Here is a 23,821-nt window from a genome sequence, read left to right as displayed (position 1 = left end):
ACCAATTGCTTTCCTCCTTGCCCGCAGTGTCTACGGATGCTGCGGGCTTCCTTATGCCTGTGCCCTTTTTCCGGTTGAAATCCCACCGCCGGCGTGCTATAATGGAAGCAGAACAACACGGTTGCCCATACGGACTGCCGGAACAGAAAGGAACCTTGTACATGAAACGATTTGCCATTGTATGCATTCTCTGCGCCATGCTGCTGGCTGGATTGCAGGGCTGCCGGAAGGTGGAAAACGAAGAAAGCAGTGCCCCTGCCGCATCCCAGGATGCGCCCCAGCAGGACACCGCCGGCGCAGAAACGCAGCCTCCCACGGAGGAGGCCACCCAGGAGCCGGTACAGACCCATGACTTAGGACAGGTAGATCCGGAAACGGAGCATATCCTGGATCCGGACAAGGTACTGGATACAGCCCTGCGCACCAGTCTGAACCAGTCTGCCGCCAAGATCGCAAGGCAGTATCATCTGAATCTGACCATTGACATTGTGCAGAAGCTGGGGGATCAGAAGCCTGCCGCCTACGCCCAGGCAGACTATGAAGCCCTGTACCCGGCGGACAGCAGCGGCGTGCTGTTTCTCATCAACAACGACACAGGAGAGGATTACCTGTATGTGTCCGGAGATTGCGGCAGATTTCTGACAGATTCTGTCCGCACGGAGCTGCTGATCCGGATCTCCCCCATGCTGGCTGTGTCGGATTATCAACAGGCGGTGCAGACTGTGCTGGATACCATTGCCGAAGTATGCCCTGCCCATGTATTCGACCAGGCAGGTGCCATGGATCCGGCGGATATCGCCGATCTGGAGGATACCGCAAAGCAGTTGTACACCAGCAAGAAGCTGACCGCTGTGGTATGCACCAGCGAGGACGCCAGCCAGGAGGCTGCGGACGCCCTGTTTGAAAAGCTGTACGGAACGGAAACGGACGGGATCCTGCTGATGCTGGACACCCAGGGGGAAATGATGTATGTAAGCCTGGGCGGCAAAATGCGAAGCAGCATTGGCGGCACCACCATCGGTGCCATGCTGGATCGGATCGATATGGAGCGCCGGGATGGGGCAGCTGCGGCAGCGAAAAAATTCTTCAGCGAGGCGGAAACCCTGGAGCGGTAGCATATGCAAACAAAAGACTTGCATTTTTTCGCAGAATCGTTTATAATAGAAGGAGCAAAGATTTCACAGCTCTGTCTGCACAGAGCCGAAAATGAATTTGGAGGTCACAAATATGTTGGTTTCAGCAAAGGAAATGCTCAACAAGGCAAGAGACGGCAAGTACGCTGTCGGTCAGTTCAACATCAATAATCTGGAGTGGACAAAGGCAATCCTGCTCACCGCTCAGGAGCAAAATTCCCCTGTCATCCTTGGTGTATCCGAGGGCGCAGGTAAGTATATGTGCGGCTACCGTACCGTTGTAGGCATGGTAAACGGCATGCTCAAGGAACTGAACATCACCGTTCCGGTTGCGCTGCACCTGGATCACGGCTCTTTTGAGGGCGCAAAGGCTTGCATCAACGCAGGCTTCTCCTCCATCATGTTCGATGGTTCTCACTACCCCATCGCTGAGAACATTGAAAAGACCACACAGCTGGTTCACACCTGCGACGTACTGGGTCTGTCCCTGGAAGCTGAGGTTGGCTCCATCGGCGGCGAAGAGGACGGCGTCATCGGCGCCGGCGAGTGCGCAGATCCGGATGAGTGCAAGGCAATCGCTGACCTGGGCGTTACCATGCTGGCTGCCGGCATCGGCAATATCCACGGCAAGTACCCTGCAAACTGGCCTGGTCTGAGCTTTGAGACCCTGGCTGCTGTAAAGGAAAAGGTTGGCGACATGCCTCTGGTACTCCACGGCGGCACCGGCATTCCGGCTGACATGATCAAGAAGGCAATCTCCCTGGGCGTTGCAAAGATCAACGTAAACACCGAGTGCCAGCTGGCATTCCAGGCTGCTACCAGAGAGTACATCGAAGCTGGCAAGGATCTGCAGGGCAAGGGCTTTGACCCGAGAAAGCTGCTGGCTCCCGGCTTTGAAGCAATCAAGGCAACCGTAAAGGAAAAGATGGAGCTGTTCGGTTCCATCGGCAAGGCTTAATCCGGTTTTGCATCCAAAGCGCCGCAGTGGAATGCTGCGGCGCTTTTTCATGTCCTGCATCGCCGGATTTTCATCCTGCTTTTATGGGGCTTTCGCACAGCTTTCACAAACTGCCGGTATACTAAGAGCATGAAATCAAGGCAAAGCGGTTTCCGCAATCTGTGCCGTGCAAAGCCGCCAGGCGAGTTTTACACGGTATGCCGAAGTGCTCTACTTCTTTCTAACCTTCACTGTTCCGGAGCGGATACGCCGGTACGGAACAGACTAACAACCCCATTGCATATGCAATGTTCCAGCCGTCCGCAGTCCACCCTCTCTGCGGACGGCATTTTGATGTCAAAGGAGCAAGCCATGAACCCCTTCCCCTATTCTGACGACAATAAGCGCTATCACACCCTTGCCCATCACAACCGACACACCTACGGCAGACGCATCTGGAAAGCTGTGCTGGACGGGGGCTTTTCCTGCCCGAATCTGGACGGCACCTGCGGCACAGGTGGCTGCGTATTCTGCGACGGCGGCAGCGGCTATTTCACCCATGCTGCCGCCATGCCTATCCCGGAGCAACTGGAAGCGGAGCTTGCCCGGATCCGGAAAAGGGATCCGGATCCACGGGTCATTGCCTATTTCCAGGTGCATACCAATACCTACGCCCCGGTGGAACGGCTCCGGCAGGTGTACGAACCTGCCCTTTCCCATCCGGCAGTGATGGGATTGGCCATCGGCACCCGTCCCGACTGCCTGCCCACAGATGTTCTGGCGTACCTGGAGGAGCTGTCCCACCGGACAAATCTGACGGTGGAACTGGGCTTGCAGACCTGTATGGACGATACCGCCCGGCGCATCAACCGGGGCTACCCCTTTTCCATCTTTGCGAATGCCATGGAGCAGTTGCACCAACGGCGGATCCGCACCTGTGTGCATCTCATTAACGGACTGCCGGGGGAAACTCCTGTGCAGATGGTAGAATCCGCCCGGCAGGTGGGGCTGCTGCATCCGGATGCAGTAAAGCTACAACTGCTGCATGTGATCCGGGGCACGGCTCTGGCGGACTGGTATAATGCCGGCAGGTTTTCCGTCATGTCCCAGGCGGAGTATGTGTCCGTGATCCTCCGGCAGCTGGAGGTGCTGCCCCCGGAGACCGTCATCGAACGTATTACCGGGGACGGTGATCGGAATAAGCTGATCGCCCCACTGTGGAGCATGCGGAAAATTGCGGTACTGTCCGCCATCGACAAGGCGCAGGCACAGGCAGACAGCTGGCAGGGCAAAGCCCTTGGGGCAGCACTGCACAATGCATGCCAGGTGGCTTTGCCCTGAATAAAAAAAGCGGAGCACATGCTCCGCTTTCTTATTACCCGTATTATTTCTGCTTTTCGCTGCTTTCCCGCAGTGCTACACGGCGGATCTTGCCGCTGATGGTCTTGGGCAGCTCCTCCATAAATTCTACGATTCTCGGATACTTGTAGGGAGCGGTATGCTCCTTGACGTAGTTCTGGATCTCCTTCTTCAAAGCCTCAGAAGCCTCCGTACCCTTGGTCAGAACGATGGACGCCTTTACCACCTGGCCACGGATCTCGTCCGGCGCAGCAGTGATGGCACACTCCAGCACATAGGGCAGTTCCATGATAACGCTTTCGATCTCGAAGGGTCCGATCCGGTAGCCGGAGGATTTGATCAGATCGTCTACACGACCCACATACCAGAAGTAGCCGTCCTCATCCCGCCATGCAGTATCGCCGGTGTGATAAGCACCATCGTGCCATGCTTCCTTGGTCTTTTCCTCGTTGTTGTAATAGCCCAGATACAAGCCGCAGGGAACCTTCTTGTCGGTGCGGATCACGATCTCACCAGTCTCACCGGGCTTTGCAGGTGTGCCGTCCGGCAGCACGATATCGATGTCGTACAGGGGGCTGGGTCTGCCCATGGAGCCGACCTTATTGGAATCCCCTACGAAGTTGGCAATGGACAGGGTGGTTTCAGTCTGACCAAAGCCCTCCATCAGCTTGATGCCCGTAGCCTCCAGGAACCGGTTGTATACCTCCGGGTTCAGTGCCTCACCGGCAACCACCGCATACTTCAGAGAAGACAGATCAAACTTGGACAGATCCTCCTTGATGAAGAAACGGAACATGGTGGGCGGTGCGCAGAAGGTGGTGATGTGGTATTTTGCGAACATGGGCAGGATCTTGTTTGCGTCGAACCGGTCAAAGTCATAGGTGAATACCGGTGCTTCATTCATCCACTGACCGTACAGCTTACCCCAGAGTGCCTTGCCCCAACCGGTGTCGGAAATGGTGAAGTGGAGACCATTGGGATCTACATTCTGCCAGTACTTTGCAGTCAGGAAGTGCCCCAGACCATACTTGTGGCTGTGGGTTGCAATCTTCGGGTAGCCGGTGGTGCCGGAAGTGAAGAACATCAGAATCGGGTCATCACCACAGGAGGTATCCTCCGTCCGCTCGAACTTGTCGCTGTATGCAGGAAGCTCTCCGTCGAAATCATGCCAGCCCGGACGAGGTCCGCCGGTGCAGATCAGGGTCTTAACGGACTTGCACTGCTTGACAGCGCCCTCAACGTGGGTGGTTACATCCCCGTCACCGGTGCAGACAATGGCGCTGACGCCTGCTGCATCAAACCGATATACATAATCGTGCTCCAGCAGCTGGTTGGTTGCCGGGATTGCGATAGCACCCAGCTTGTGCAGAGCTACGATAGAGAACCAGAACTGATAGTGCCGCTTGAGTACCAGCATCACCCGGTCGCCCTTCTTGATGCCCAGGGAGCGGAAGTAGTTGGCGGTCATATTGGAATAGTGCTTCATATCCGCAAAGGTAAAGCGGCGCTCTGTAAAGTCATTGGACACATGGAGCATTGCCAGCTTGTCCGGAGTCTTTTCCGCAACCTTGTCCACGATGTCAAAGCCAAAGTTGAAGGTGTCGGTGTTGTGGTATTCAATACCGGTCAGATGCCCGAATTCATCCGTAGTGGTGGACACAAACTTTTCTGCAACCGGATGCACCAGCCCAGCCTTGTCCACGTTGGTGAGCACACGGGTCTGCACATGCTCCTTATACTCCGGCACGCCTCCCTGACCGTTGGGGTTCATAACGATGGCGTAGATCTCGCAGTCCTCACCGCCGATGGCAACCTCATCGTGGGGCGTGGAGCTGTCGTAGTAGATGCTGTCGCCGGGGTGGAGAATCTCGCTGTGGTCGCCGATATAGATCTTCATGCAGCCCTTGACCACGATATCAAATTCCTGTCCCTCGTGGGATGCCATATGCAAAGGCTTGTCCATTGCTTCTTCGGAATAGGGGATCTTTACAAAGAAGGGCTCACTGATTTTGTGACGGAACTGGGGTGCCAGACGGTAATAGGCAAAGCCCTCACGCCGCACGATGGGCAGCCCCTTGCCGGCTCTTGTCACAGTGTAGCTGGTTACCTTGGGGCTTTCGCCTTCCATCACATCCGTGATCTCCACGCCGCATGCCTTGGCGCATTTGTAAATAAACGTAAAGCTGAAGTCACTCTGTCCTGCCTCCAGCGCCTTGTACTCCTCAACGGATACATCCGTGCGCTTCGCCATTTCCTCTACGGAAAGCCCCACGTCCTCCCGCACAGCCCGAATACGCTCTGCAACCTCTTTGATTGCGTGATCCATGTTTGCTCCCATTGCGTTTCATCCTTTCTATGCATTTGATTGTTCACCTTTGAGACAAATAAAAAACTCGTCTCAAAGATCATGTTCTTTGAGACGAGATATGTTCCCGCGGTACCACTCAAATTGCGCATTGCGCCCCTCATCGGCTCCAACAAGCCTATTGCCTTCACGCAGCAAAAACGGAAACGCCTACTTGGTTTACACCGTTCAGGTTTCAGCTCGGAAGGGATCAGCAATCGGTATATTTTCACCGGCTTACACCAGCCGCCGGCTCTCTGCGCAAAATGATATCCGATGCAGTCTTCGTCATCGCCATTGACATGAGTATATCACGTTCTCTCGGCTTTGTCAAGGGGTTCTGAAAAAAAATTTTGTGCCGGAAGCATACTGCGCCATACTGCCGCCACAAAGCCCACACAGTCCCCTGTGGTGTCCCGTGTCAGCACCGGTTCTCCCTCTGCCGCACACACCAAGAGCATGTCCGGCGCCGGAGGTGTCCCCAGACCGATCACCAGCAGATCCCCTGGCTGTATGCCGTATGCCAAGCCGGTCTCATCCGGCATCCGCCATGCCACATATCGGGTGTCACCCTGGGGCAGCGGATAAAAGGCAACATAGCTTTCTGCCTGCTCCGGGGTACCATCCAGCCGGGATACCACCGGGATCCGCAAAGGCCGACCTCCGGCGAGCCGGATTCCCCGGTTTTGATTCCCTGATTTCTCCAGGTATCCATCCGCCACCAACAAATTGATGTAACGGTGTGCGGTGGAAGTGGATTTCATCCCAAGTGCGGCGCAGATCTCCCGCACGGACGGCGGAATGTCTGTTTCGGTACGCAGTCTGATATAGTCATAGACTGCACGTGCCTGATCGTTCAGCATGATTCATCACTGATTTTCCGCATATGCAGGAAAATCCGCTCCTCTCCTCGTTATCAGCCCTGTGGCAGTTCCTTTGCAAGCCGCCGGGAGATCTTGTATACATCTCCGCAGCCCAGGGTAATCACCAGATCCCCCGGCTGTGCGTGCTTGCAGATATAGTCGCAAACCTGGTCAAAATTGTGGTACTTCCGGGTATCGTTCGGCTCCTCGGTTTCATCCTGGGGGAACCAGACGCAGCCCGGAATCTTCTCCGCCAGATTCCGCGTGAAAATGTGGTAGGTATTCTTCTCACGGGAACCCATAATATCCGTCAGCACCGCCGTATCCGCAATGGACAGAGCCTTTGCAAAGTCATCCAGCAGCATAGCTGTCCGGGAGAAGGTAAAGGGCTGGAACACCGCCCACACATGGCGGTAGCCCATTTCCTTTGCCGCATTCAGCGTCACCGTCAGCTCCGCCGGATGGTGTGCATAATCGTCCACCACCGTAATGCCCCCAACCTGGGCAACCTTTTCAAAGCGTCTGCCTGCGCCCCGGAATTCACACAGCCCCTTCTGAATTGCATCAAAGGGAACCCCTGCGTGATCCGCCGCCGCAATGGCTGCCATGGCGTTCAGTACGTTGTGAATCCCTGCTACATGCAGCACGATCTCTCCCATGGGCTTGTCATGATGCATAGCGATGAAGTGCGTCTCCATGCCGCTGACATGCTGCACCTGTGCCGCATAGTAATCGCAGTCCGGCGTATTGCCGAAGGTAATCATCTCCTTGCCGGAGATGCCCTCCACTGCCTTCCGGGTGTTGGAGTCATTGCCGTTGTAGATCACTGTCCGGCTTGCCTTTTCGGCAAACTTATGGAAGGACTTGATCACATTCTCCAGAGTGCCGAAGTAGTCCAGATGGTCCGCATCCACGTTCAGGATCACTGCCACGTCCGGATACAGCTTCAGAAAGGTGTCCACAAATTCACAGGACTCACATACCATGATATCACTTTTGCCGGCTCTGCCGCTGCCCCCGATACAGGGCAGCTTGCCTCCGATGAAGGCGGACAGATCCACCCCGGCGGTAAACAGAATCTGCGCCGCCATGGAGGTGGTGGTAGTCTTTCCGTGGGTGCCGCAGATGCAGATGGCATTGTCATACTTGGAGGTGACGATGCCCAGCAGTTCGCTGCGCTCCAGCACCGGTACGCCGCTGGCTTTGGCAGCGATCAACTCCGGATTGTCCGCCATAATGGCTGCGGTGTGGACGATCAGATCCGCCCCCGCAATATTCTCTGCCCGCTGTCCAAGCATCACCGGGATCCCCAGCTTCCGGACAGCCTCCAGGGTCTCGGTTTCGTTGTTGTCCGACCCGGTGAGATAATAGCCCCAGCTGTGGAGAATCTGCGCCAGGGGATACATACCGGAGCCCCCGATCCCAATAAAGTGAATATGTTTTTTCCCATTTAAAATATTCAGATTCATAATAACCATCTCGTTCCTTTGTAGTTTATTCACAAAGCGATGCTTTGATTGTTCATAAAAATGGTGTATAATACAGAATACAAGGGAGCATCGTATACACACCACATTGTAACACCATGCTAGACATATCCGTACAACATAAGGAGGTAGCACACATGGAAATTACAGACATCAAAATCCGAAAGATCATTACAGAAGGCAGGCTGCGTGCGGTAGTATCCGTTACGCTGGACAACATGCTTGCCGTACACGACATCAAGGTCGTCCAGGGGGATGAGCGATTGTTCGTCGCCATGCCCAGCAGAAAGGACGAAAGCGGCGTGTTCCGGGATATTGTACATCCCATTTCCCCTGCCGCCCGACAGATGTTTGAGCAGCAGATTCTGGAGGCTTACTCCCAGCATCTAGCACTGCTTGAAGCAGAAGAATCCGCCCACGATGCCCTTGTATAATCCATTCTGAATTTCAGCAGGGAATGTTTACATTCCCTGCTTTTTTTGTTGCTCCAGCAGATAGGTCTTCATCAATGCGATCTGGGTCTTGGCGTCCTGGATCTCGTTCCGCAAAACCATATTTACCGCCTCACGCAGATCGATCCGCTCCACGTCCACGAACTCGTCCGGATCCAGCTTCTGGCTGCCTCCCACCTGCAAGCCCTTTGCAAGATACATATGAATCACTTCCGTGTCATATGCAGGCGTGGGAAACAGGGAACCCAGATATTCCATAGATTCCGCCCTGGTACCGGTTTCCTCCCATAGCTCCCGGATGCCGCAGGTCAGAGGCTCCTCCCCCTGCTCCAGCTTTCCTGCGGGCACCTCCAGGGTCACACAGTGGTGCGGATAGCGGAACTGCCGCACCATCAGCACCTGCCCCTGCTCCGTCAGGGGCACCACGCATACGCCCCCGTTGTGGTGGATCACATCCCGGATGGCTTCTCTGCCATTTTCCAGCTTTGCCACGTCCCGGGTCACATAGAGGATCTTCCCCTCAAATACGGTTTCACTTTTGATTGTCTCTTCGTTCAGATGCATCTTCTGACTTCTCCCCTTCCTCGTTCCATCTCCCGGCGTACCGGGACAAATATGCCGCATACTGCATAGCGGCAGGCACATCCTGCTGCAAGTCATATCCATACCAGCAGGTGTGGAAGCACTCCTGCTTTGCCTCCTGCTTCCGGCACTTCCTGGTCAGCAGCAGATACAGCACCAGCAGCAATGCCCCAGCCCCGGTAAGCCATGCGCCGATCCGCAGACCCGGTGTCTCATAGGTAAAGACAATCACATTGTCCCCCGCCTGGGCTTCCACTGCCATAAAGCCGTAGCTGACCCGTTCCACATCCACCGGCTGCCCGTTGACCGTGGCGCTCCATCCTGCCTCATAGGGCACGCTGAAGAACACCAGATTGGGCTGCTCCATGGTGATGGTGCCGGTAAAGCCGCTGGAATCATACCGAAAGCTGTCGCAGGCATGCTCCGCCCGTTCCCGGCAGGCTTCCAGATATCGTTCCTCCGTCAACCCATAGGCATTGTTCTGAAGCACTGGCTTCATCAGGCTGCCGTACTTTTGAATCTGCTCCTGGTTCAGCACAATGGAGTTGATCAGCACCTTTTCACAGCTCATGCCGGATCTGCCCTCCACATCCTCCTGGGACACATAGCTGTCATAGGTAAAGCCCATGGGGATGTGGTACTGATTCTCGTATACATAGAATTCGTTCTGTATCCCCACATATTCAAACCCGGGCAGGCCGCAGTCGAAGGAATATTCATCCTTCTTGGAGTTATTCACCTTGTCAAAGTAATACCGGACGGAGAACAGCCCCCGAAGGGTGTAGTGCTCAATGGAGGCACGGGATGCCACATCCCGGGTGACCCCGACCTGGTCGTAAAATTCCATAATAGAAACCGGCACTACGCTCTGAAAGGCACGCATATTGGAACAGCCCCAGAACATGGGGTAGTTGTCGTAATCCTCCGAAATGTCGATCCGGTAAAACTGCTCCCGGGGATCCGGCAGAGAAATCTTCTCGCCGCCCTCGATGCCGATCCGGGCGTAGGTACGGGGGATGGGACCTAAGGAAACCCCGAAGTACACCACGGAGGCGGTGCAGAGCACGCACGCCCCGATGGTCAGCGCCATAGCCCGGCGCAGCACCGGCTCTCCCCGCCTCCGGCATACCGCAAGCCAGACCACCCCGCACAGATTCAGCACACACAGCGCCAGGATCAGCACAAAGTAGATGGGGTAATTTGCAAAGTCAAACCATTTAATGTCCTCCCCGTCCTTGATGGGGATAAAACATGCCGCCAGGCAGAACAGCAGCACGCCGCCGCTGATCCAGATGCCCTGCTTCAGAGAAATCTGTACATCGTCCAGGGCAATGGCAGTCATCATTGCCATGATCAGGATGGGCATATAGAACCATCTTGCATAGTAGGAGCCATTAAAGGCATAGAAGGCGGAATTGAAAATGGGAATGAAGGCGCAGAACGTGCAGAACAGAGTGATCCGGGTAGCCCAGTGCTTTTTCCGGGTACCCAGAAAGCCGATGACGCCGGTCATGCCGAACAGGGGCAGATAGCCGCCAATGGACGCCCACTTGGCGCTGTCCGTGCTGAACAGATTGGGTCGTGCCGGTACATCCGGGATCATAAAGAAGCTCTGGATAATCCGGATGATCCGGGTACGGTCGGAGTATGCCACCATGTTCATGCCGTACAGCCGCTCTGTCACCCGGTTATTCTCCAGAATGGTCAGACAGGAGGGCAGCAGCAGCACTGCCGACAGCAACACGCCAATGATAGACTCCAGGGCGATGCTGAAGAACTTTCGCCGGGTGATGTGAAAATCCTTACAGGTGCAGCGAAACAGAAAGTAGACCAGCACGAATACGACCTGGCCGGCAAAGAAGAAGTAATTGAGCATTGCCATCAGTGCCACCGCAAGAGCAAATACCCCCCGGCGGTTGTTGTTCACCCGTTCCTCCAGGGCAATCAGCAGCAACGGGAAAAAAGCGGTCACATCCTGGAAGTGGTTGAAGAAAATGTTGTATGCCTGGAAGCCGGAAAAGGCGTAGAGCATGGCACCGATGGCGGCGGCACGGGGACTGCGCACAAAGCGGCGGATATAGGCATACCCGGTCATAGTCGCCATGCCGTGCTTGAGGCAGAGCAGCCAGGGTATCAGATAGGGTACTGCGCCGCTGGGGAAGGGTATGGTCAGCCAGAAGAAGGGACTGCCCAGCAGGTAGAAGGAGTAGGAGCCGATAAAGTTTGCCCCCAGATCCGTCTGCCAGTTCCAGCCCAGCTGACCGCTGCGCACTGCGTCATGGGCGAGGTGATAAAACGGGATCTGCTGGGAATTGAAATCCCCGTAGTAGATGAAATACCCCTTGTTGAAGATCACAATGGGCAGCAGTACCACAAGCAAGGTGAAAAAGCCCAGCAGAAACATCCGCAGATACTGTCGTTTGCCGTCCTCCTGGATCAGAAGCAGGTTCTTTTTGACCATAAGTTCCTCCAATGATGATTATACCACGAATTGCCTCATAATGGAAGAGCCAATTCCAAAATATTTTTGGTGATTTCGCATAAAGTTTGATCGGACGCAGCACCCGGCGCCCCTTTGCCGCATAGGATGCACTAGGGGCGAGGGGTTACCGGCACAATGTTGGTGAGAATCCCCTGTTCGGTCACGTCCACGATGCCATAGGAGGGGGGCATGCCGTCCCGGGGACAGCTGACGCTGCCGGGATTGAGCAGATACAACCCATCCTCATACCGGGCGCAGCGGACATGCGTATGTCCGAACAGTGCCAGATCCGCATCGTTCTGACGTGCCAGTGCCTTGAGATGCTCCAGGGAGCTGTTGACGCCGTAATTGTGCCCGTGGGTGGCTACCAGCCGATGGCTGTGCTCCAGCCCCAGGGTCAGCACCGGCAGGCTCATGCTGTCGTAATCGCAGTTCCCTTTTACATGCCAGGTTCGGGCGGACAGATCCGGGAACTGGGTCAGCAGCAGATCCAGTTCCTCCTCCCCATCCCCCAGGTGGATGAACAGATCTGCATCCATATGGCGGCAAAAAACCCGACGCAGGGCATCATAGTTCCGGTGTGAATCCGACAGTACAATCAAGCGCATGATGGAACCTCCCACTTCTATTTGTTTCGATTATAGCATATCTATGCTATAAATACAAGTAATTCCGGCAAATCCACTTGGTTGGAAGAAAGGAAGCGTGTACATGGATATCAAGGATAAACTCCAGTCCTCCAATGCAGAGCCTCTGCTCAAAGCAGTCAGCAGCAAGCTGGGGATCCCCCCGGAGGAGCTGCGGGCACAGCTGGAGGCAGGGAAATTTGACAGTGCCATTCAGCGCATGAATCCGGGCGAGGCTGCCAAATTCCAGCAGGCCATGCAGAACCCGAAGCTGATCGAAAAGCTCATGTCCTCTGCCCAGGCGCAGGCACTGTATAAAAAACTGACCGGCGGAAAATAAGACAACACCCCACAAAGCCTGTGGGGCATTGCCCTTGGATGCTGTCAAAAAGGAGGCTCTGTACGGAGGGACGCCATGGATGATCTGATGAAAAAAATGCAGGAGGTACTCTCCGACGAGCAAAGCATGCAGCAGCTCAACGAGCTTGCCGCCATGTTCCGCAGTGAAATGAACGGGGCACCCGAGCATACCCCCGGGGACAGTCCTCCTCCGGCAGAGGATGGGCAGGAAGCAGCCGGCTTTGACTTTAGCAAGCTGCTGCAATTGCAGGGTCTGTTCAGCAGTCAGCAGGAGGACAAAAACGCCGCCCTGCTGCTGGCGCTGCGGCCCCATGTGAGCCAGGAGCGACAACAGCGCATCGACCGGGCAGTCAAGCTGCTGCGGCTGTATACCATGTGGAGCATTCTGAAGGAAAGCGGACTGCTCCAGGATCTGATCTAAGGCAGCGCTTGTGAAATGCGGCCATGAAATAAAAGGGGGAAGCACATGTGGCAGGGCTCAGCAATACAGAACGCAATATGATGCGGCAGGATGCCATGCGCCGGGCACAGGAAATGCGGCGGCAGGGACCTCAGACAACAACCGGCGGGGTACAAGCACCACCCCCTCCGAAGCCTGCACCCCCTCCCCCAACCGCAAAAAGCATACAGAACCCTATACAGCCCTTACAGGATCTGCTGGGAACACTGAACCCGGAACGGGCGCTGATCCTGGGACTGCTGTTCCTGCTAGCAAAAGAGGGCGCCGACATCAAACTGCTGGCGGCGCTGGGATATGTATTGATGTAAGGAGACGACTATGTTGAAAACGGAATGGATCTTCTGCGGCATCTGGCTCATCGCCGGACTTGGGATGCTCCGGTGCTATCTGAGCCGAAAGCGCCCCCTGCGCTCCGCCCTGCTGGGCATGCTCACCGGTGCGGCAGCCCTGACTCTGATGCATCTGTACGGCGGACGCTTCGGGGTGGAGATGCCCTTGAACTGCTTTACGGGGGGCATCTCCCTGCTGCTGGGCGTGCCGGGGGTAACGCTGCTGACGGTGCTGCTGTTGATATAAGGCAGGCAGATACGCCAAACGCAGGATATCCCACCAGGAATACCCTGCGTCAAATCATGCTTATGCACCGCCCTGCAGCGCCGTCAGTGCCTTTTGCAGCTGAGGATCCGCATCATGGCTCCGTTCATCCAGAGCAGGTGCATCCTCCGGCAGCTCCACGGTTTCATCCGGAATCAGGCCGATCCCCTGGTAGCATGCAGAACGGGCAGTCCGATAGGTAGCCACTGTAATGGTCAATCCGCCCCCATCGTCCAGAGAAATGGTGTTCTGCATGACCCCCTTGCCATAGGTGGTAACCCCGTACAGCTTTGCCTTTTCAAAATCCCGCAAAGCAGAGGCGAACAGCTCCGCCGCACTGGCAGTATCTCCGTCCACCAGCACTGCCATGGGTAGGTTCAATTCCTTTGCATCTGAACGGATCAGTACTTCCTCCCTGCCGTCCCGGTAGGTGGCAAATGCCACATCTCCCTCCGGTAACAAGGGATCCAGGCACTCTCCGACGGAGGTCACCAATCCCCCGTGATTGCCCCGCACGTCAAAGGCCAGAGCAACCGCCCCATCGTTCAGCAGGTTTTGCAGCGCCTCGTTGAACTGCTCCACCGTGGATTCCTTAAAGCCGGAAATACGGATATAGCCGATCTTACCCTCCAGCATCTCTCCGTAGGCGGTCTTGACCTGGATGGTTCTGCGTACCAGCTCATAATCCTGATCCACGCCTCCCCGGCGCACTGTCAGCTTTAAGGTGGTACCCTCCTTGCCCTTGATCTGCTCCACTGCCTGCTCATAGCCAAGCTCCAGCACATCCGTGCCGTTGATGGCAACAATGATATCTCCGGCCGCAAGCTCCGACTGGGCAGCCGGGGTATCGGCCGTGACGGAATCGATGAAAATATACCCGCTTTCGTCCTTGGTGACGGTAACGCCGATGCCCACCAGGACACCCTTGTCATTTTCCTGAGAGGTCTCCAGCTCCTTGGCGGTCATGTACCGGGAGTAGGGATCGTTCAGACCGCTGACATAGCCCTTCAGAATGCCATCGGACAAGCTCTCCTCATCGATCTCCTTGTAGTAGTTCTCCCGCACCAGACCATCCAGCTCACTGAGCCGGTTATAGGTATCCGCCATATTTTCCACACTGGAAACCTTCTGGTTAAAATGGTGCAGATTATAGGCAGAGGTCAGGATAAAGGTCAATGCACAGGCCAGCGCCACCAGACTGATGGTCAGTCCCAGGCTGATCTTTTTGTTCATAGCATAGTCGGATGCACCGCATCCTGCTCCTTTCCAAACATTGCATAAATGCACGGAACAACCCTGTTACAGATTGCCCCGTGCAGATAGATTATATACCGAGATAGGGTGCCGGATTCACAAAGGAACCGTTCTTCATCACACCGAAGTGCAGGTGGAACCCGGTGGACCAGCCGGTGGATCCCACCGTACCCAGCACAGTGCCGGTGGAAACTGTCTGTCCGTAGGATACGCTGACGGATGCCAGATGTGCATACAGGGTGGAGTAGCCGTCTGCGTGGGTCACTACTACATAGTTGCCGTAGCCACCGTTGCAGCCGCAGCTTCTGGTCTTTTTGTAGTTATGGGTACAGCCAGTTTTGACCAGCGTCACAGTACCGCTGGCTACTGCCACTGTTGCAGCGCCGCTGATACTGGAGCCGCCGCTGGCAATGTCAATACCCTGGTGCATTTTCCCCCAACGATTACCATAAGGACTGGAGATAAAGTAGTGTCCCGGCACCGGCCATGCAAAGCGCCCACCGGAATAGGTGGTGTCCGGCTTGGTCACGGTGGTGGTCTGGGAATTGTTCTGCTTGGTCTCCAGAGCCTGCTGCCGCTTGATCTCCGCCATGATCTGATCCTGCTCCTTTTCCTTGGAAGCATTCTCAGCCTTATAGGCGTTGATGTCCTTGTTTGCAGCGTCCGCTTCTTCCTGTAATTCTGCCTGTGCAGCCTTGGTCTGCTGCACCTTCGTATTCAGCTCCTGGATGGAATCGCTGTAATCCGCACGGATCTTTTCCTGCTCCACCTTCTGCAGCTCCTGCTCATTCTGCTTGGAAACCAGCTGCTCCTTACTGCTCTTCAGCTGCTCCATCTGGTCCATCAGACCTGTTACCAGCTTGTCATCGTGATCTGCCACCCTGGCGATCAGATCCATCTTGGACAGCATATCGTAAAAGTCCGTGGATCCTACCAATGCGGATGCCAGACTGTCATTGCCGGTCACATACATGGCACGCAGCCGCTTCTTGAAGCTGTCCAGCCCCTGGTCAATGTCAATCTGCTGCTGGGCAATGTCCTCCTCCAGGGTGTCGATCTCCCCCTGGGTATCCTCGATCTGCTGATTGATGGTAGTCAGCTGCACATCCACCAGGGAGATCTTCTCGTTGATGGTCTGGATCTGCTCCTGGAGGGCAACCTCAGCCTCCTGCTGCTTGTTCATGTCCTGTTTCAGAGCATCCAGCTTTTGCTGCTGCTCCTGGATCTTCTGGTTGTTTTCCTTGATTTCCTGCTCCAGCTGGGAAATGGTCTTTGCGCTTGCAGGCATATCCCCGAACTGCTGTGTACAGGTCAATACGCCAAATGCAACCGCCCCGCAGACGGTCAGTGCCTTGAGCCGCTTGACCCAATCATGCTTCTTCTTGCTCTTTTGCATATGTGTGTCCCGAACGGACATTCCCTCCTTATACCTTCAGATGTTTTCTTGTGGAAATTACACTGCCGATGGCGCCTACCAGTGCGCCAGCCCCCAGATATGCCAGGGTCACAGGCAATGCCACGTCGTTGTAGGTGATGATGCTGCCTACGCCAATGATGCTCAGAATATCCGTATCTGCCTTCAGCAGATCCACTAGGGAATCATATGAAAACCAGGTGATAATGGTTGCCACCGCCCCTGCCATCAGACCGGTGAGCATGCCCTCTACAAAGAAGGGAAGCCGGATGAAGGCATTGGTTGCGCCAACGTATTTCATAATGCTGATCTCCCGCCGGCGGGCAAACACGCTGGCACGAGTAGTGTTGGAGATGATGACCATGGACACGATCACCAGGGCTACCACAACCGCAAGCGCCACAACGGAAACGATCCGCCGCAGACCGGTCAGCACATTGACAAAGTCATAGGGAGCACGGATCCGATCCACATCCTGCATGCTGTTCAGGGTGCTCAGGGTATCGGAAAGCCGGGAAATATCCGTCACCCGGATCCGGTAAGCATCCGGCAGGGGGTTGTCATCTCCCAGAGATTCAAACAGCACTTCATACTCCATCATATCCGACTTCAGATCCGCATAGGCGTCCTCCTTGGAGTAGAAGGACACGCTGGACACATTGTCCATCTGTTCCAGTTTCTTGCCCATCTCCTGGATCTGCTGATCGGAGGTATTGTCTTTGATGTAAATGATCACTTCGTTTTTATCTTCAATTCCACCGATAATGGAATTTAAATTCAAAAAGAACAGGCAGGAGATGCCTACCAGCAGCAGGGATACCAGCAGCACACAAAAGGAAGCAAACGCCATGACCCGGTTCTTCCAGACGTTGTCCACGCCCTGCTTGATCAGATATCTTACGCCGCTAAGCTTCATAATTGCCTCCTACCACCTCATCGAAGATGATGGAGCCGGAATTGATGTTGATGATACGGCCGCCGAAATGCCGCACCAGCTCGTGGGCGTGGGTGACCATCAGAACTGTCGTGCCGCATTCGTTGATCCCCTGCAGCAGCTCCACCATTTCATAAGACAGTTCCGGATCAATGTTGCCCGTAGGCTCGTCCGCAATAATAAGCGCCGGGTCATTTACCAGCGCCCGAGCAAGTGCAACACGCTGCTGCTCGCCGCCGGACAGCTCCCTGGGATAGGAGGACGCCTTGTCCTGAAGTCCTACCAGGCTGATCACATAGGGTACACGCTTGCGTATGTACTTTCTGGGGGCATCAATGACCCGCAGCACAAAGGCAATGTTTTCATACACAGTCATGGTTTCAATGAGGCGGAAATCCTGGAATACCACCCCGATGGTACGGCGAAATTCCGGCACACGCCGGCGCTTGAGATTGGTCAGATTATAGCCGTTGACGGTGACCACGCCGCTTGTGGCGTTGATCTCCTTCAGAAGCAGCTTGATGAGCGTACTTTTTCCGGCACCGGAGGAACCGACCACGAACGCAAATTCGCCGTCGTTGACCTTCAGACTGATATTGTTGAGCGCCTGAATACCTGTCGTTTGATAGGTAACGGAAACATTCTTCAACTCTACCACAAATACACCTTCCTTATTCTTTCGGCAGCCGGCTTGTCCTTCCCGCAGGATGCGGAGAACAAAGAATCCCTGCAAGCAGCCCTGCACAGGTTCTGTGCGATGCTATCCTAAGAAAATTGCCCAACACGAATGCGTCGGGCAAATAGAGCTTTAGAATTTAACGGGATTTGCCGACAAATATTTCTTGACCATCAGGGCGATCTTGAAGATGATCGCATGGTCAAATTCACGAAGATCCAGACCTGTCAGTTTCTTGATCTTCTCCAGCCGGTACACCAGGGTATTCCGGTGTACGAACAGCTTTCTTGAGGTTTCGGACACGTTCAGATTGTTTTCAAAGAACCGCTGGATGGTAAACAGTGTCTCATGATCCAGAGATTCAATGCTGCCCCGCTTGAACACCTCGTGCAGGAATGTTTCGCACAAAGTGGTGGGCAAATGATAAATCAGACGGGCAATGCCCAGATTGTCGTAGCTTACAATGACTCTGTCCGTGTCAAATACCTTGCCCACTTCCAGCGCCATCTGGGCTTCCTTAAAGGAACGAGCCAGATCCTTTACGCCCACAACCACGGTACCGATGCCCACATTCACACGGGTGTAGAACTCGCTGCTGAGGGTATCCGCAATGGAACGGGCGAGCTTTTCCAGATCCTTGGAGTCCACCGTATTCTTGATTTCCTTGACCAGCACGATGTCGGTTTCGGTAATGTTGAATACAAAGTCCTTGCTCTTGTCCGGAAACAGATTCTGGATGACATCATAAGCGGAAATGTCATTGGCGGAAACGATGCGGATCAACAGCACTACCCGGCTGATCTCGGAATTGAAATGCAGCTCCCGTGCCTTGATCACAATATCTCCCGGCAGCACATTGTCCAGCACCACGTTCTTGATGAAGTTGTTCCGGTCGTACTTTTCGTCGTAATACTGCTTGATGTTGGAAAGGGTGATTGCCATGATGCTTGCATACTTGGCAGCGTTTTCGTCCACGCCCTCCACGAATACGGCGTAATCCGGCGTCACCCGGGAGCCAAAGGGCTTGTAGGTGTAGCCGTCCCGGATGAAGATCTCGTGGGAGTCGCTCAAATCCAGCGAAACAAACTCATTTGTGGTGCCGATCTTCGTCAGGTCGCTGCAGGCGATGATGGTTGCAGTATCATCCACAACGCCAATCACAGCGTCAATGGTATCGCGCATCTGGTGAACCAGCCCTTGAAATAACCTGTTCGACATAATTTTGAAACCCTTTCTTTTTCATAAATTTCGCACATGCCGGTTTGCTTCACTCGAATATATTACAGATTGTAACACATTTTCGAGCCGTATTTGTTAACAAATTGTGAACTTTCCGCTGACATGTTACGATTCGCATTCAAAAACGGCGTTTTTTCGCCATAATTCCCCGTTTTTCCTGATACTTTTTTGTAACCAATCTGCAATAAATTGACTGCAAACTGTCACATTTTCTCCGGGCAGGTAATTTTCAGCATGGTCAGTGCATTGGCAAGTGCCTGCCGGGTAGCTGCACAAAGGGCAAGCCGTGCTGCCCGCAACTGAGGCTCCGCATTCTTTACGGTGCATGCATCGTAGAACTTGTGGAACAGGGTCGCCAGCTCCACGGTATACTTGGTGATCCTGGAAGGATCGTAGTGCTTTGCTGCCGTGTCGATCTCCTGGGGCAGCATGGCAATGTACCGGATCAGCTCGATCTCCTGGGGCTGTGTAAACTGCTGCATCAGCTCCCCGGTCAGTTCTGTCGGCTGAATCCCCTCCTCTGCCAGATTCCGCAGCAGACTGCAAATCCGGGCGTGGGCATACTGTACATAATAAACCGGGTTCTGGGAGGATTTCTCCACTGCCAGATCCAGATCAAACTCAAAGTGGGAATTCGCCTCCCGCAGATTGAAGAAGAAACGGGCTGCATCAATGGGAATCTCCTCCAGCAAGGTCACCAGGGTAATGGCCTTGCCGCTGCGCTTGGACAGCTTTGCCACCTGGCCGTTCCGCATCACGAATACCATCTGCATCAGCACCACGTCCAGCTTGGAAGCGTCCACCCCAAGGGCGGTCAGCGCCGCCTTCAGACGGGGCACATAACCGTGATGATCCGCACCCAGCACGTCAATGGCCTTGTCGAAGCCCCGGGTCACCAGCTTGTTGTAGTGGTAGGCAATATCGGGAACCACATAAGTAGGAATGCCGTTGGAACGCACCAGCACGAAGTCCTTGTCTGCCCCGAATTCCGTTGCCTTGAACCAGGTGGCTCCGTCCTGCTCATAAGTATAACCGCTGTCCCGCAGCTTCCGGACAATCTCCATCACGCTGCCGTCTGCATGCAGAGTGCTTTCCCGGAACCAGGTGTCATACTGGATCCGGTACTTGCCCAGATCCCGCTTCAGCCCTTCAATATTCTTAGGCAGGGCATACGCCACCAGGGCATCCCGACGTGTCTTGGCATCAGCATCCACATACCGGTCGCCGTTTTCCGCCGCAAACGCCTTTGCATGCTCCACAATGTCCATGCCCTGATAAGCGTCCTCCGGCAGCTCCACCCCATCCCGGTACAGCTGCAAATAGCGCACCTCCAGGGATGTGGCAAACTTTTCGATCTGATTGCCGGCGTCGTTGATGTAGAACTCCCGCTCTACCTGATAGCCAGCCCAGTCCAGCAGGCTTGCCAGGCAGTCCCCGATGGCGCCGCCTCTTGCGTTGCCCACATGCATGGGACCGGTGGGGTTTGCGGAAACGAACTCCACCAGCACCCGCTTGCCCTCTCCGGTATCGGTTCTGCCGTAGGTGCCGGTTTCCTCCAGCACCGTGTTCACCACCTGGGCAAACCACCGGGGGCTCAGAAAGAAGTTGATGAAGCCGGGACCAGCGATCTCCGCCCGGTCGAAGTAGGTACCCTCCAGCACCAGTTCTCCCAGGATCTTCTCCGCAATGGCACGGGGCGCCATCCGGAAGGGCTTGGCGCAAACCATCGCCGCATTGGTCGCAAAATCCCCGTGGGACTTGTCCGCCGGAATCTCGATCTTGAAGTCACTTACCGGCTCCGGAGGCACCGCTCCGGATGCCACCAGTCTGCCCATGGATCCCAGCAGGATCTCCCGCAGCTGATCCGATGCCTGTTTAATCAGATTTGCCATTGTTTCAACGCTCCTTTTATCTTCCACAGCCCGCAGGCGCTGCCTTATGCCTTCCGCACGGAAAGCCTGATCTCATTGTCCGACAGGTAACTGCCGTTCATATCAATGGTATACCGCAGGAACAGCTCTCCCCCCTCCGGGGTCAACCGGTTCCGGATTGCGTGGGTGTATACCCCGATCACCATTTCCCCAAATGGCATGGCATAGTGACAATAGTGCTTTTTATTGGTTTCAATGACCAGATTGGAGGTGGCAGTGCCGCTGCGCCGGATGGACGCAAGCCGCTCTCCTTGCACCTCCACCTCCGTGACGGAGCCCTCAAAGCCCGTGGCTTCAGAATCCTCATAGCTGATGTGGACGGTATCCCCCTCCATCCGGTAGACACCCTCTGTCACAAGCTCTGTCACCGTGCGATCCTCGTTGACGATCTGCACGCTGGTCATATCGATCATAACATCCATAGTTTTCTCACAATCTTTGTGCCGTTACGACGGCGTATCATCCAGGGAGGCAAACAGCACCTTGCCATCCACGCCTTCCTTCAGAAAATGCTTTGCGTTTTCCTCAAACAATGCCACGCTGTCGCTGACGTAGAAGGTGCAGGTACCGAGGGTTTCCCGATCCGTCAGCAGGTCATGCTCCAACAGGCAGAGATTTGCAAACTTTGCAGCCTCCTCCCCGGAGGAGATCAGCGTCACGTCCGGCCCCATAATATCCGCAATCAGATCCCGGATCACCGGATAATGGGTACAGCCCAGAATCAGAGTATCCACCCCTTCTTGCTTGATGGGGGTCAGATATTCCTCCGCCACCATCCGGGTCACCGGGTTATCCCGATCCGTGTAGCCGTTTTCCACCAGATGCACAAACAGGGGGCAGGCATTGCCCACCACAAAGGCATGGGGGTTGATGGTCTTGATGGCCTTGGCGTAACTGCCGCTGCGAATGGTGGCAGGGGTGCCGATGACGCCGATGCGCCCGTTCCGGGTGGCGCCGCAGGCAGCCTGCACCGAGGGCAGCAGCACCCCGGTAAAGGGCATATCCGTCACAGGAGACTTGGTGCCCAGAATGGTGCTGACCGTGCCGCAGGCGGCAATGATCATCTTAATGGGGAATTTCCGCAAAAATGCAATATCCTCATTTGCGTATTTCAATACGGTTTCCCGGCTCCGGCTGCCGTAAGGGATCCGGGCAGTGTCGCCGAAATAGATAATGTTCTCGTTGGGCATCAGTGCCCGCAGGGCTTTGACAGCCGTCAGACCGCCGATGCCTGAGTCGAATACGCCGATTGCGTCGTTGTTCATGTTCCAATCACCGGCTGCATCCACAGATCACAGCCGCTCTCCTTCCAGATTTAATGGAACGGGATCAATAGGTACGATCCGCATTCTCAATGGCCTGCTCCAGCAGCTTGTCGATCAGATAGCTGTAGCTCATGCCCAGATTCTCCATCAGCTTGGGGTACATGCTGATGGGTGTAAAGCCCGGCATGGTGTTGATCTCGTTGAGGATCACCGTGCCGTCCTGCTTGAGGAAGAAGTCCACCCGGGACAGCCCCTTGCAGCCCAGCGCCTTGTATGCAGCCACTGCGGTTTCCCGGATCTCCTTTTCGCTGTCTGCGTCGATCCGGGCAGGAATGTACAGCTTGGAGGTGCCCAGAATATACTTTGCCTCATAATCGTAAAAGTCGTTGCAGGGCTCGATCTCTCCCACAAAGGATGCAAAGGGGTTGTCGTAGCCGAATACCGCAACCTCCAGCTCCTTGCCCTGGATAAACTCCTCGATGACCACCTTATTGTCATGACTGAAGGCGATCTTGACCGCATCCTTCAGAGTTTCCGCATCCGTTGCCTTGTTGATGCCGATGGAACTGCCGCAGTTGGCGGGCTTTACGAACAGAGGGTAGCCCAGTTCTTCTCCGATCTGTGCACAGCAGGCATCCAGCCGGTTCAGGTCACGCTGCCCGATCATGCGCCACCGTGCAGTCCGGATCTTGTTGTAATCCAGCACCGTGTGGGTGTGCACCTTATCCATACAGGAGGCGGACGCCAGCAAACCGCAGCCCACATAAGGGATCCGTGCCAGATCCATCAGCCCCTGGATGGTGCCGTCCTCCCCGTTCTTGCCGTGCAGCACCGGGAATACCACGTCCACCTTCCGGACGGTAGCCTCACCGTTTTCGATCAGCAGGAAACCGCCGTGAAGGGGATCCGGAGAGAGCACTGCGGAAATACAGTCGGGATCCCGCTCCCACTCGCCGGAGGCAATGGCGGCGGTATCGCCGGGATAGTACAGCCAGCGTCCCTTTTTGGTGATGCCGATGCACATAACCTCGTATTTATCCTGTGGAATATTTTCAATGACGTTTGTCGCCGAAACCAGTGAAACATCATGTTCGCTGGACACGCCGCCGAAAACGACTGCTACTCTGATTTTAGACATAACCTACTCCTTTGTTCGTCAAACTGCCCGCTCCGTCTCGCCGGGCTTGACAGTTTTTATTTTATGTGACATAATATTATAGCATACTTCACAAAACAGCGCAAGTATTTTTTTGCATTTTCACAGAAAAAAGCGCAAAGTTCCTCTGCCGGATGGGAGCATGCCTTCAGTGTGCCTATAATATATATAGTATTCCCCGGCAGAAAATAGAACCTGTCCGGGAAATTTCAAAAAACCCTTGACTTTGGACAAGGAAATATGGTATACTTGTATTACCTCTTTCAGAGGTTT

General features: G+C 54.9%; 23 protein-coding genes. 8 read left to right on the top strand and 15 right to left on the bottom strand.

The features are described from left to right. Positions 1-161: 161 nt before the first annotated feature. The 3 genes from RUM_RS04790 to mnmL all read left to right on the top strand — a co-directional run bounded on the left by RUM_RS04790 (position 162) and on the right by mnmL (position 3,411). Complete coding sequence (locus tag RUM_RS04790; protein WP_015558071.1) at positions 162-1,115, top strand: TPM domain-containing protein; 954 nt, start codon at positions 162-164, stop codon at positions 1,113-1,115. A 112-nt stretch (positions 1,116-1,227) separates the two neighbouring features. After that, the gene (fba, locus tag RUM_RS04785) at positions 1,228-2,091 is read left to right on the top strand and encodes a class II fructose-1,6-bisphosphate aldolase (RefSeq protein WP_015558070.1); all 864 of its coding nucleotides are present in this window, start codon (positions 1,228-1,230) and stop codon (positions 2,089-2,091) included. A 333-nt stretch (positions 2,092-2,424) separates the two neighbouring features. Continuing rightward, on the top strand, positions 2,425-3,411 hold the full coding sequence (gene mnmL / locus RUM_RS04780) for a tRNA modification radical SAM protein MnmL/YtqA (RefSeq protein ID WP_049775565.1): 987 nt from the start codon (positions 2,425-2,427) through the stop codon (positions 3,409-3,411). Positions 3,412-3,454: 43 nt separating this feature from the next. Here mnmL and RUM_RS04775 read toward each other — a convergent pair whose 3' ends face one another. From RUM_RS04775 to murC, 3 genes are all read right to left on the bottom strand, one after another. Beyond that, complete coding sequence (locus RUM_RS04775; RefSeq protein WP_015558067.1) at positions 3,455-5,767, bottom strand: AMP-binding protein; 2,313 nt, start codon at positions 5,765-5,767, stop codon at positions 3,455-3,457. A gap of 317 nt (positions 5,768-6,084) precedes the next feature. Beyond that, positions 6,085-6,636 carry a LexA family protein gene (locus RUM_RS12015; protein ID WP_015558066.1) on the bottom strand — a complete coding sequence of 184 codons (552 nt, stop codon included), beginning with the start codon at positions 6,634-6,636 and terminating at the stop codon, positions 6,085-6,087. A 53-nt stretch (positions 6,637-6,689) separates the two neighbouring features. Continuing rightward, the gene (murC, locus tag RUM_RS04765) at positions 6,690-8,105 is read right to left on the bottom strand and encodes a UDP-N-acetylmuramate--L-alanine ligase (RefSeq protein ID WP_015558065.1); all 1,416 of its coding nucleotides are present in this window, start codon (positions 8,103-8,105) and stop codon (positions 6,690-6,692) included. A 155-nt stretch (positions 8,106-8,260) separates the two neighbouring features. On the opposite strand from murC, the gene spoVG reads away from it, so the two are divergent. Then, a complete protein-coding gene (spoVG, locus tag RUM_RS04760) occupies positions 8,261-8,557 on the top strand; it encodes a septation regulator SpoVG (protein ID WP_015558064.1) in 297 nt (98 codons plus the stop codon). Between the two features lie 27 nt (positions 8,558-8,584). On the opposite strand, the gene RUM_RS04755 is transcribed toward spoVG, so the two are convergent. The 3 genes from RUM_RS04755 to RUM_RS04745 form a co-directional block, all read right to left on the bottom strand. Then, complete coding sequence (locus RUM_RS04755; RefSeq protein WP_015558063.1) at positions 8,585-9,139, bottom strand: NUDIX domain-containing protein; 555 nt, start codon at positions 9,137-9,139, stop codon at positions 8,585-8,587. Further along, positions 9,108-11,618 carry a YfhO family protein gene (locus RUM_RS04750; RefSeq protein ID WP_015558062.1) on the bottom strand — a complete coding sequence of 837 codons (2,511 nt, stop codon included), beginning with the start codon at positions 11,616-11,618 and terminating at the stop codon, positions 9,108-9,110. Before RUM_RS04750 ends, RUM_RS04755 begins: the two co-directional genes overlap by 32 nt. A gap of 131 nt (positions 11,619-11,749) precedes the next feature. After that, positions 11,750-12,247, bottom strand: coding sequence for a metallophosphoesterase family protein (locus RUM_RS04745; RefSeq protein WP_015558061.1), 498 nt, complete (start codon positions 12,245-12,247; stop codon positions 11,750-11,752). 103 nt (positions 12,248-12,350) lie between these two features. Here RUM_RS04745 and RUM_RS04740 point away from each other — a divergent pair, with 103 nt between their 5' ends. From RUM_RS04740 to RUM_RS04725, 4 genes are all read left to right on the top strand, one after another. Beyond that, positions 12,351-12,605, top strand: a complete 255-nt coding sequence (locus tag RUM_RS04740; protein WP_015558060.1) for a hypothetical protein — start codon at positions 12,351-12,353, stop codon at positions 12,603-12,605. A gap of 75 nt (positions 12,606-12,680) precedes the next feature. Then, on the top strand, positions 12,681-13,046 hold the full coding sequence (locus RUM_RS04735) for a hypothetical protein (RefSeq protein ID WP_015558059.1): 366 nt from the start codon (positions 12,681-12,683) through the stop codon (positions 13,044-13,046). Between the two features lie 47 nt (positions 13,047-13,093). Further along, a complete protein-coding gene (locus tag RUM_RS04730; RefSeq protein ID WP_022358136.1) occupies positions 13,094-13,393 on the top strand; it encodes a hypothetical protein in 300 nt (99 codons plus the stop codon). A gap of 10 nt (positions 13,394-13,403) precedes the next feature. Beyond that, positions 13,404-13,661: a pro-sigmaK processing inhibitor BofA family protein gene (locus RUM_RS04725; protein ID WP_015558058.1), complete on the top strand. Its 258-nt coding sequence runs from the start codon at positions 13,404-13,406 to the stop codon at positions 13,659-13,661. 60 nt (positions 13,662-13,721) lie between these two features. Here RUM_RS04725 and RUM_RS04720 read toward each other — a convergent pair whose 3' ends face one another. The 9 genes from RUM_RS04720 to RUM_RS04680 all read right to left on the bottom strand — a co-directional run bounded on the left by RUM_RS04720 (position 13,722) and on the right by RUM_RS04680 (position 23,530). Next, complete coding sequence (locus RUM_RS04720) at positions 13,722-14,912, bottom strand: S41 family peptidase (RefSeq protein WP_015558057.1); 1,191 nt, start codon at positions 14,910-14,912, stop codon at positions 13,722-13,724. Positions 14,913-15,003: 91 nt separating this feature from the next. Further along, the gene (locus RUM_RS12010; RefSeq protein ID WP_049775505.1) at positions 15,004-16,329 is read right to left on the bottom strand and encodes a murein hydrolase activator EnvC family protein; all 1,326 of its coding nucleotides are present in this window, start codon (positions 16,327-16,329) and stop codon (positions 15,004-15,006) included. A gap of 28 nt (positions 16,330-16,357) precedes the next feature. Further along, positions 16,358-17,263 carry a permease-like cell division protein FtsX gene (ftsX, locus tag RUM_RS04710; RefSeq protein ID WP_015558055.1) on the bottom strand — a complete coding sequence of 302 codons (906 nt, stop codon included), beginning with the start codon at positions 17,261-17,263 and terminating at the stop codon, positions 16,358-16,360. After that, positions 17,253-17,939, bottom strand: coding sequence for a cell division ATP-binding protein FtsE (ftsE, locus tag RUM_RS04705; RefSeq protein WP_041326598.1), 687 nt, complete (start codon positions 17,937-17,939; stop codon positions 17,253-17,255). The genes ftsX and ftsE overlap by 11 nt, the downstream gene beginning before the upstream one ends. Before the next feature lie 150 nt (positions 17,940-18,089). Beyond that, positions 18,090-19,175 carry a PucR family transcriptional regulator gene (locus RUM_RS04700; protein WP_022358142.1) on the bottom strand — a complete coding sequence of 362 codons (1,086 nt, stop codon included), beginning with the start codon at positions 19,173-19,175 and terminating at the stop codon, positions 18,090-18,092. Between the two features lie 224 nt (positions 19,176-19,399). Further along, positions 19,400-21,088, bottom strand: a complete 1,689-nt coding sequence (gene argS, locus RUM_RS04695; RefSeq protein WP_015558053.1) for an arginine--tRNA ligase — start codon at positions 21,086-21,088, stop codon at positions 19,400-19,402. A 44-nt stretch (positions 21,089-21,132) separates the two neighbouring features. After that, a complete protein-coding gene (locus RUM_RS04690; RefSeq protein WP_015558052.1) occupies positions 21,133-21,549 on the bottom strand; it encodes a YwiB family protein in 417 nt (138 codons plus the stop codon). A 24-nt stretch (positions 21,550-21,573) separates the two neighbouring features. Continuing rightward, positions 21,574-22,392 (bottom strand): glutamate racemase, encoded by an 819-nt coding sequence (gene murI, locus RUM_RS04685; RefSeq protein ID WP_041326597.1) that lies wholly within the window; start codon positions 22,390-22,392, stop codon positions 21,574-21,576. A 64-nt stretch (positions 22,393-22,456) separates the two neighbouring features. After that, positions 22,457-23,530 carry a D-alanine--D-alanine ligase family protein gene (locus RUM_RS04680; protein ID WP_015558051.1) on the bottom strand — a complete coding sequence of 358 codons (1,074 nt, stop codon included), beginning with the start codon at positions 23,528-23,530 and terminating at the stop codon, positions 22,457-22,459. Between the last annotated feature and the right edge of the window lie 291 nt (positions 23,531-23,821).

Source organism: Ruminococcus champanellensis 18P13 = JCM 17042, assembly GCF_000210095.1.
In the GTDB taxonomy this organism is placed as follows: domain Bacteria; phylum Bacillota; class Clostridia; order Oscillospirales; family Ruminococcaceae; genus Ruminococcus_F; species Ruminococcus_F champanellensis.
Note: the sequence above shows the minus strand (reverse complement) of the source record. Positions and strands in the feature narration are given on the sequence as shown.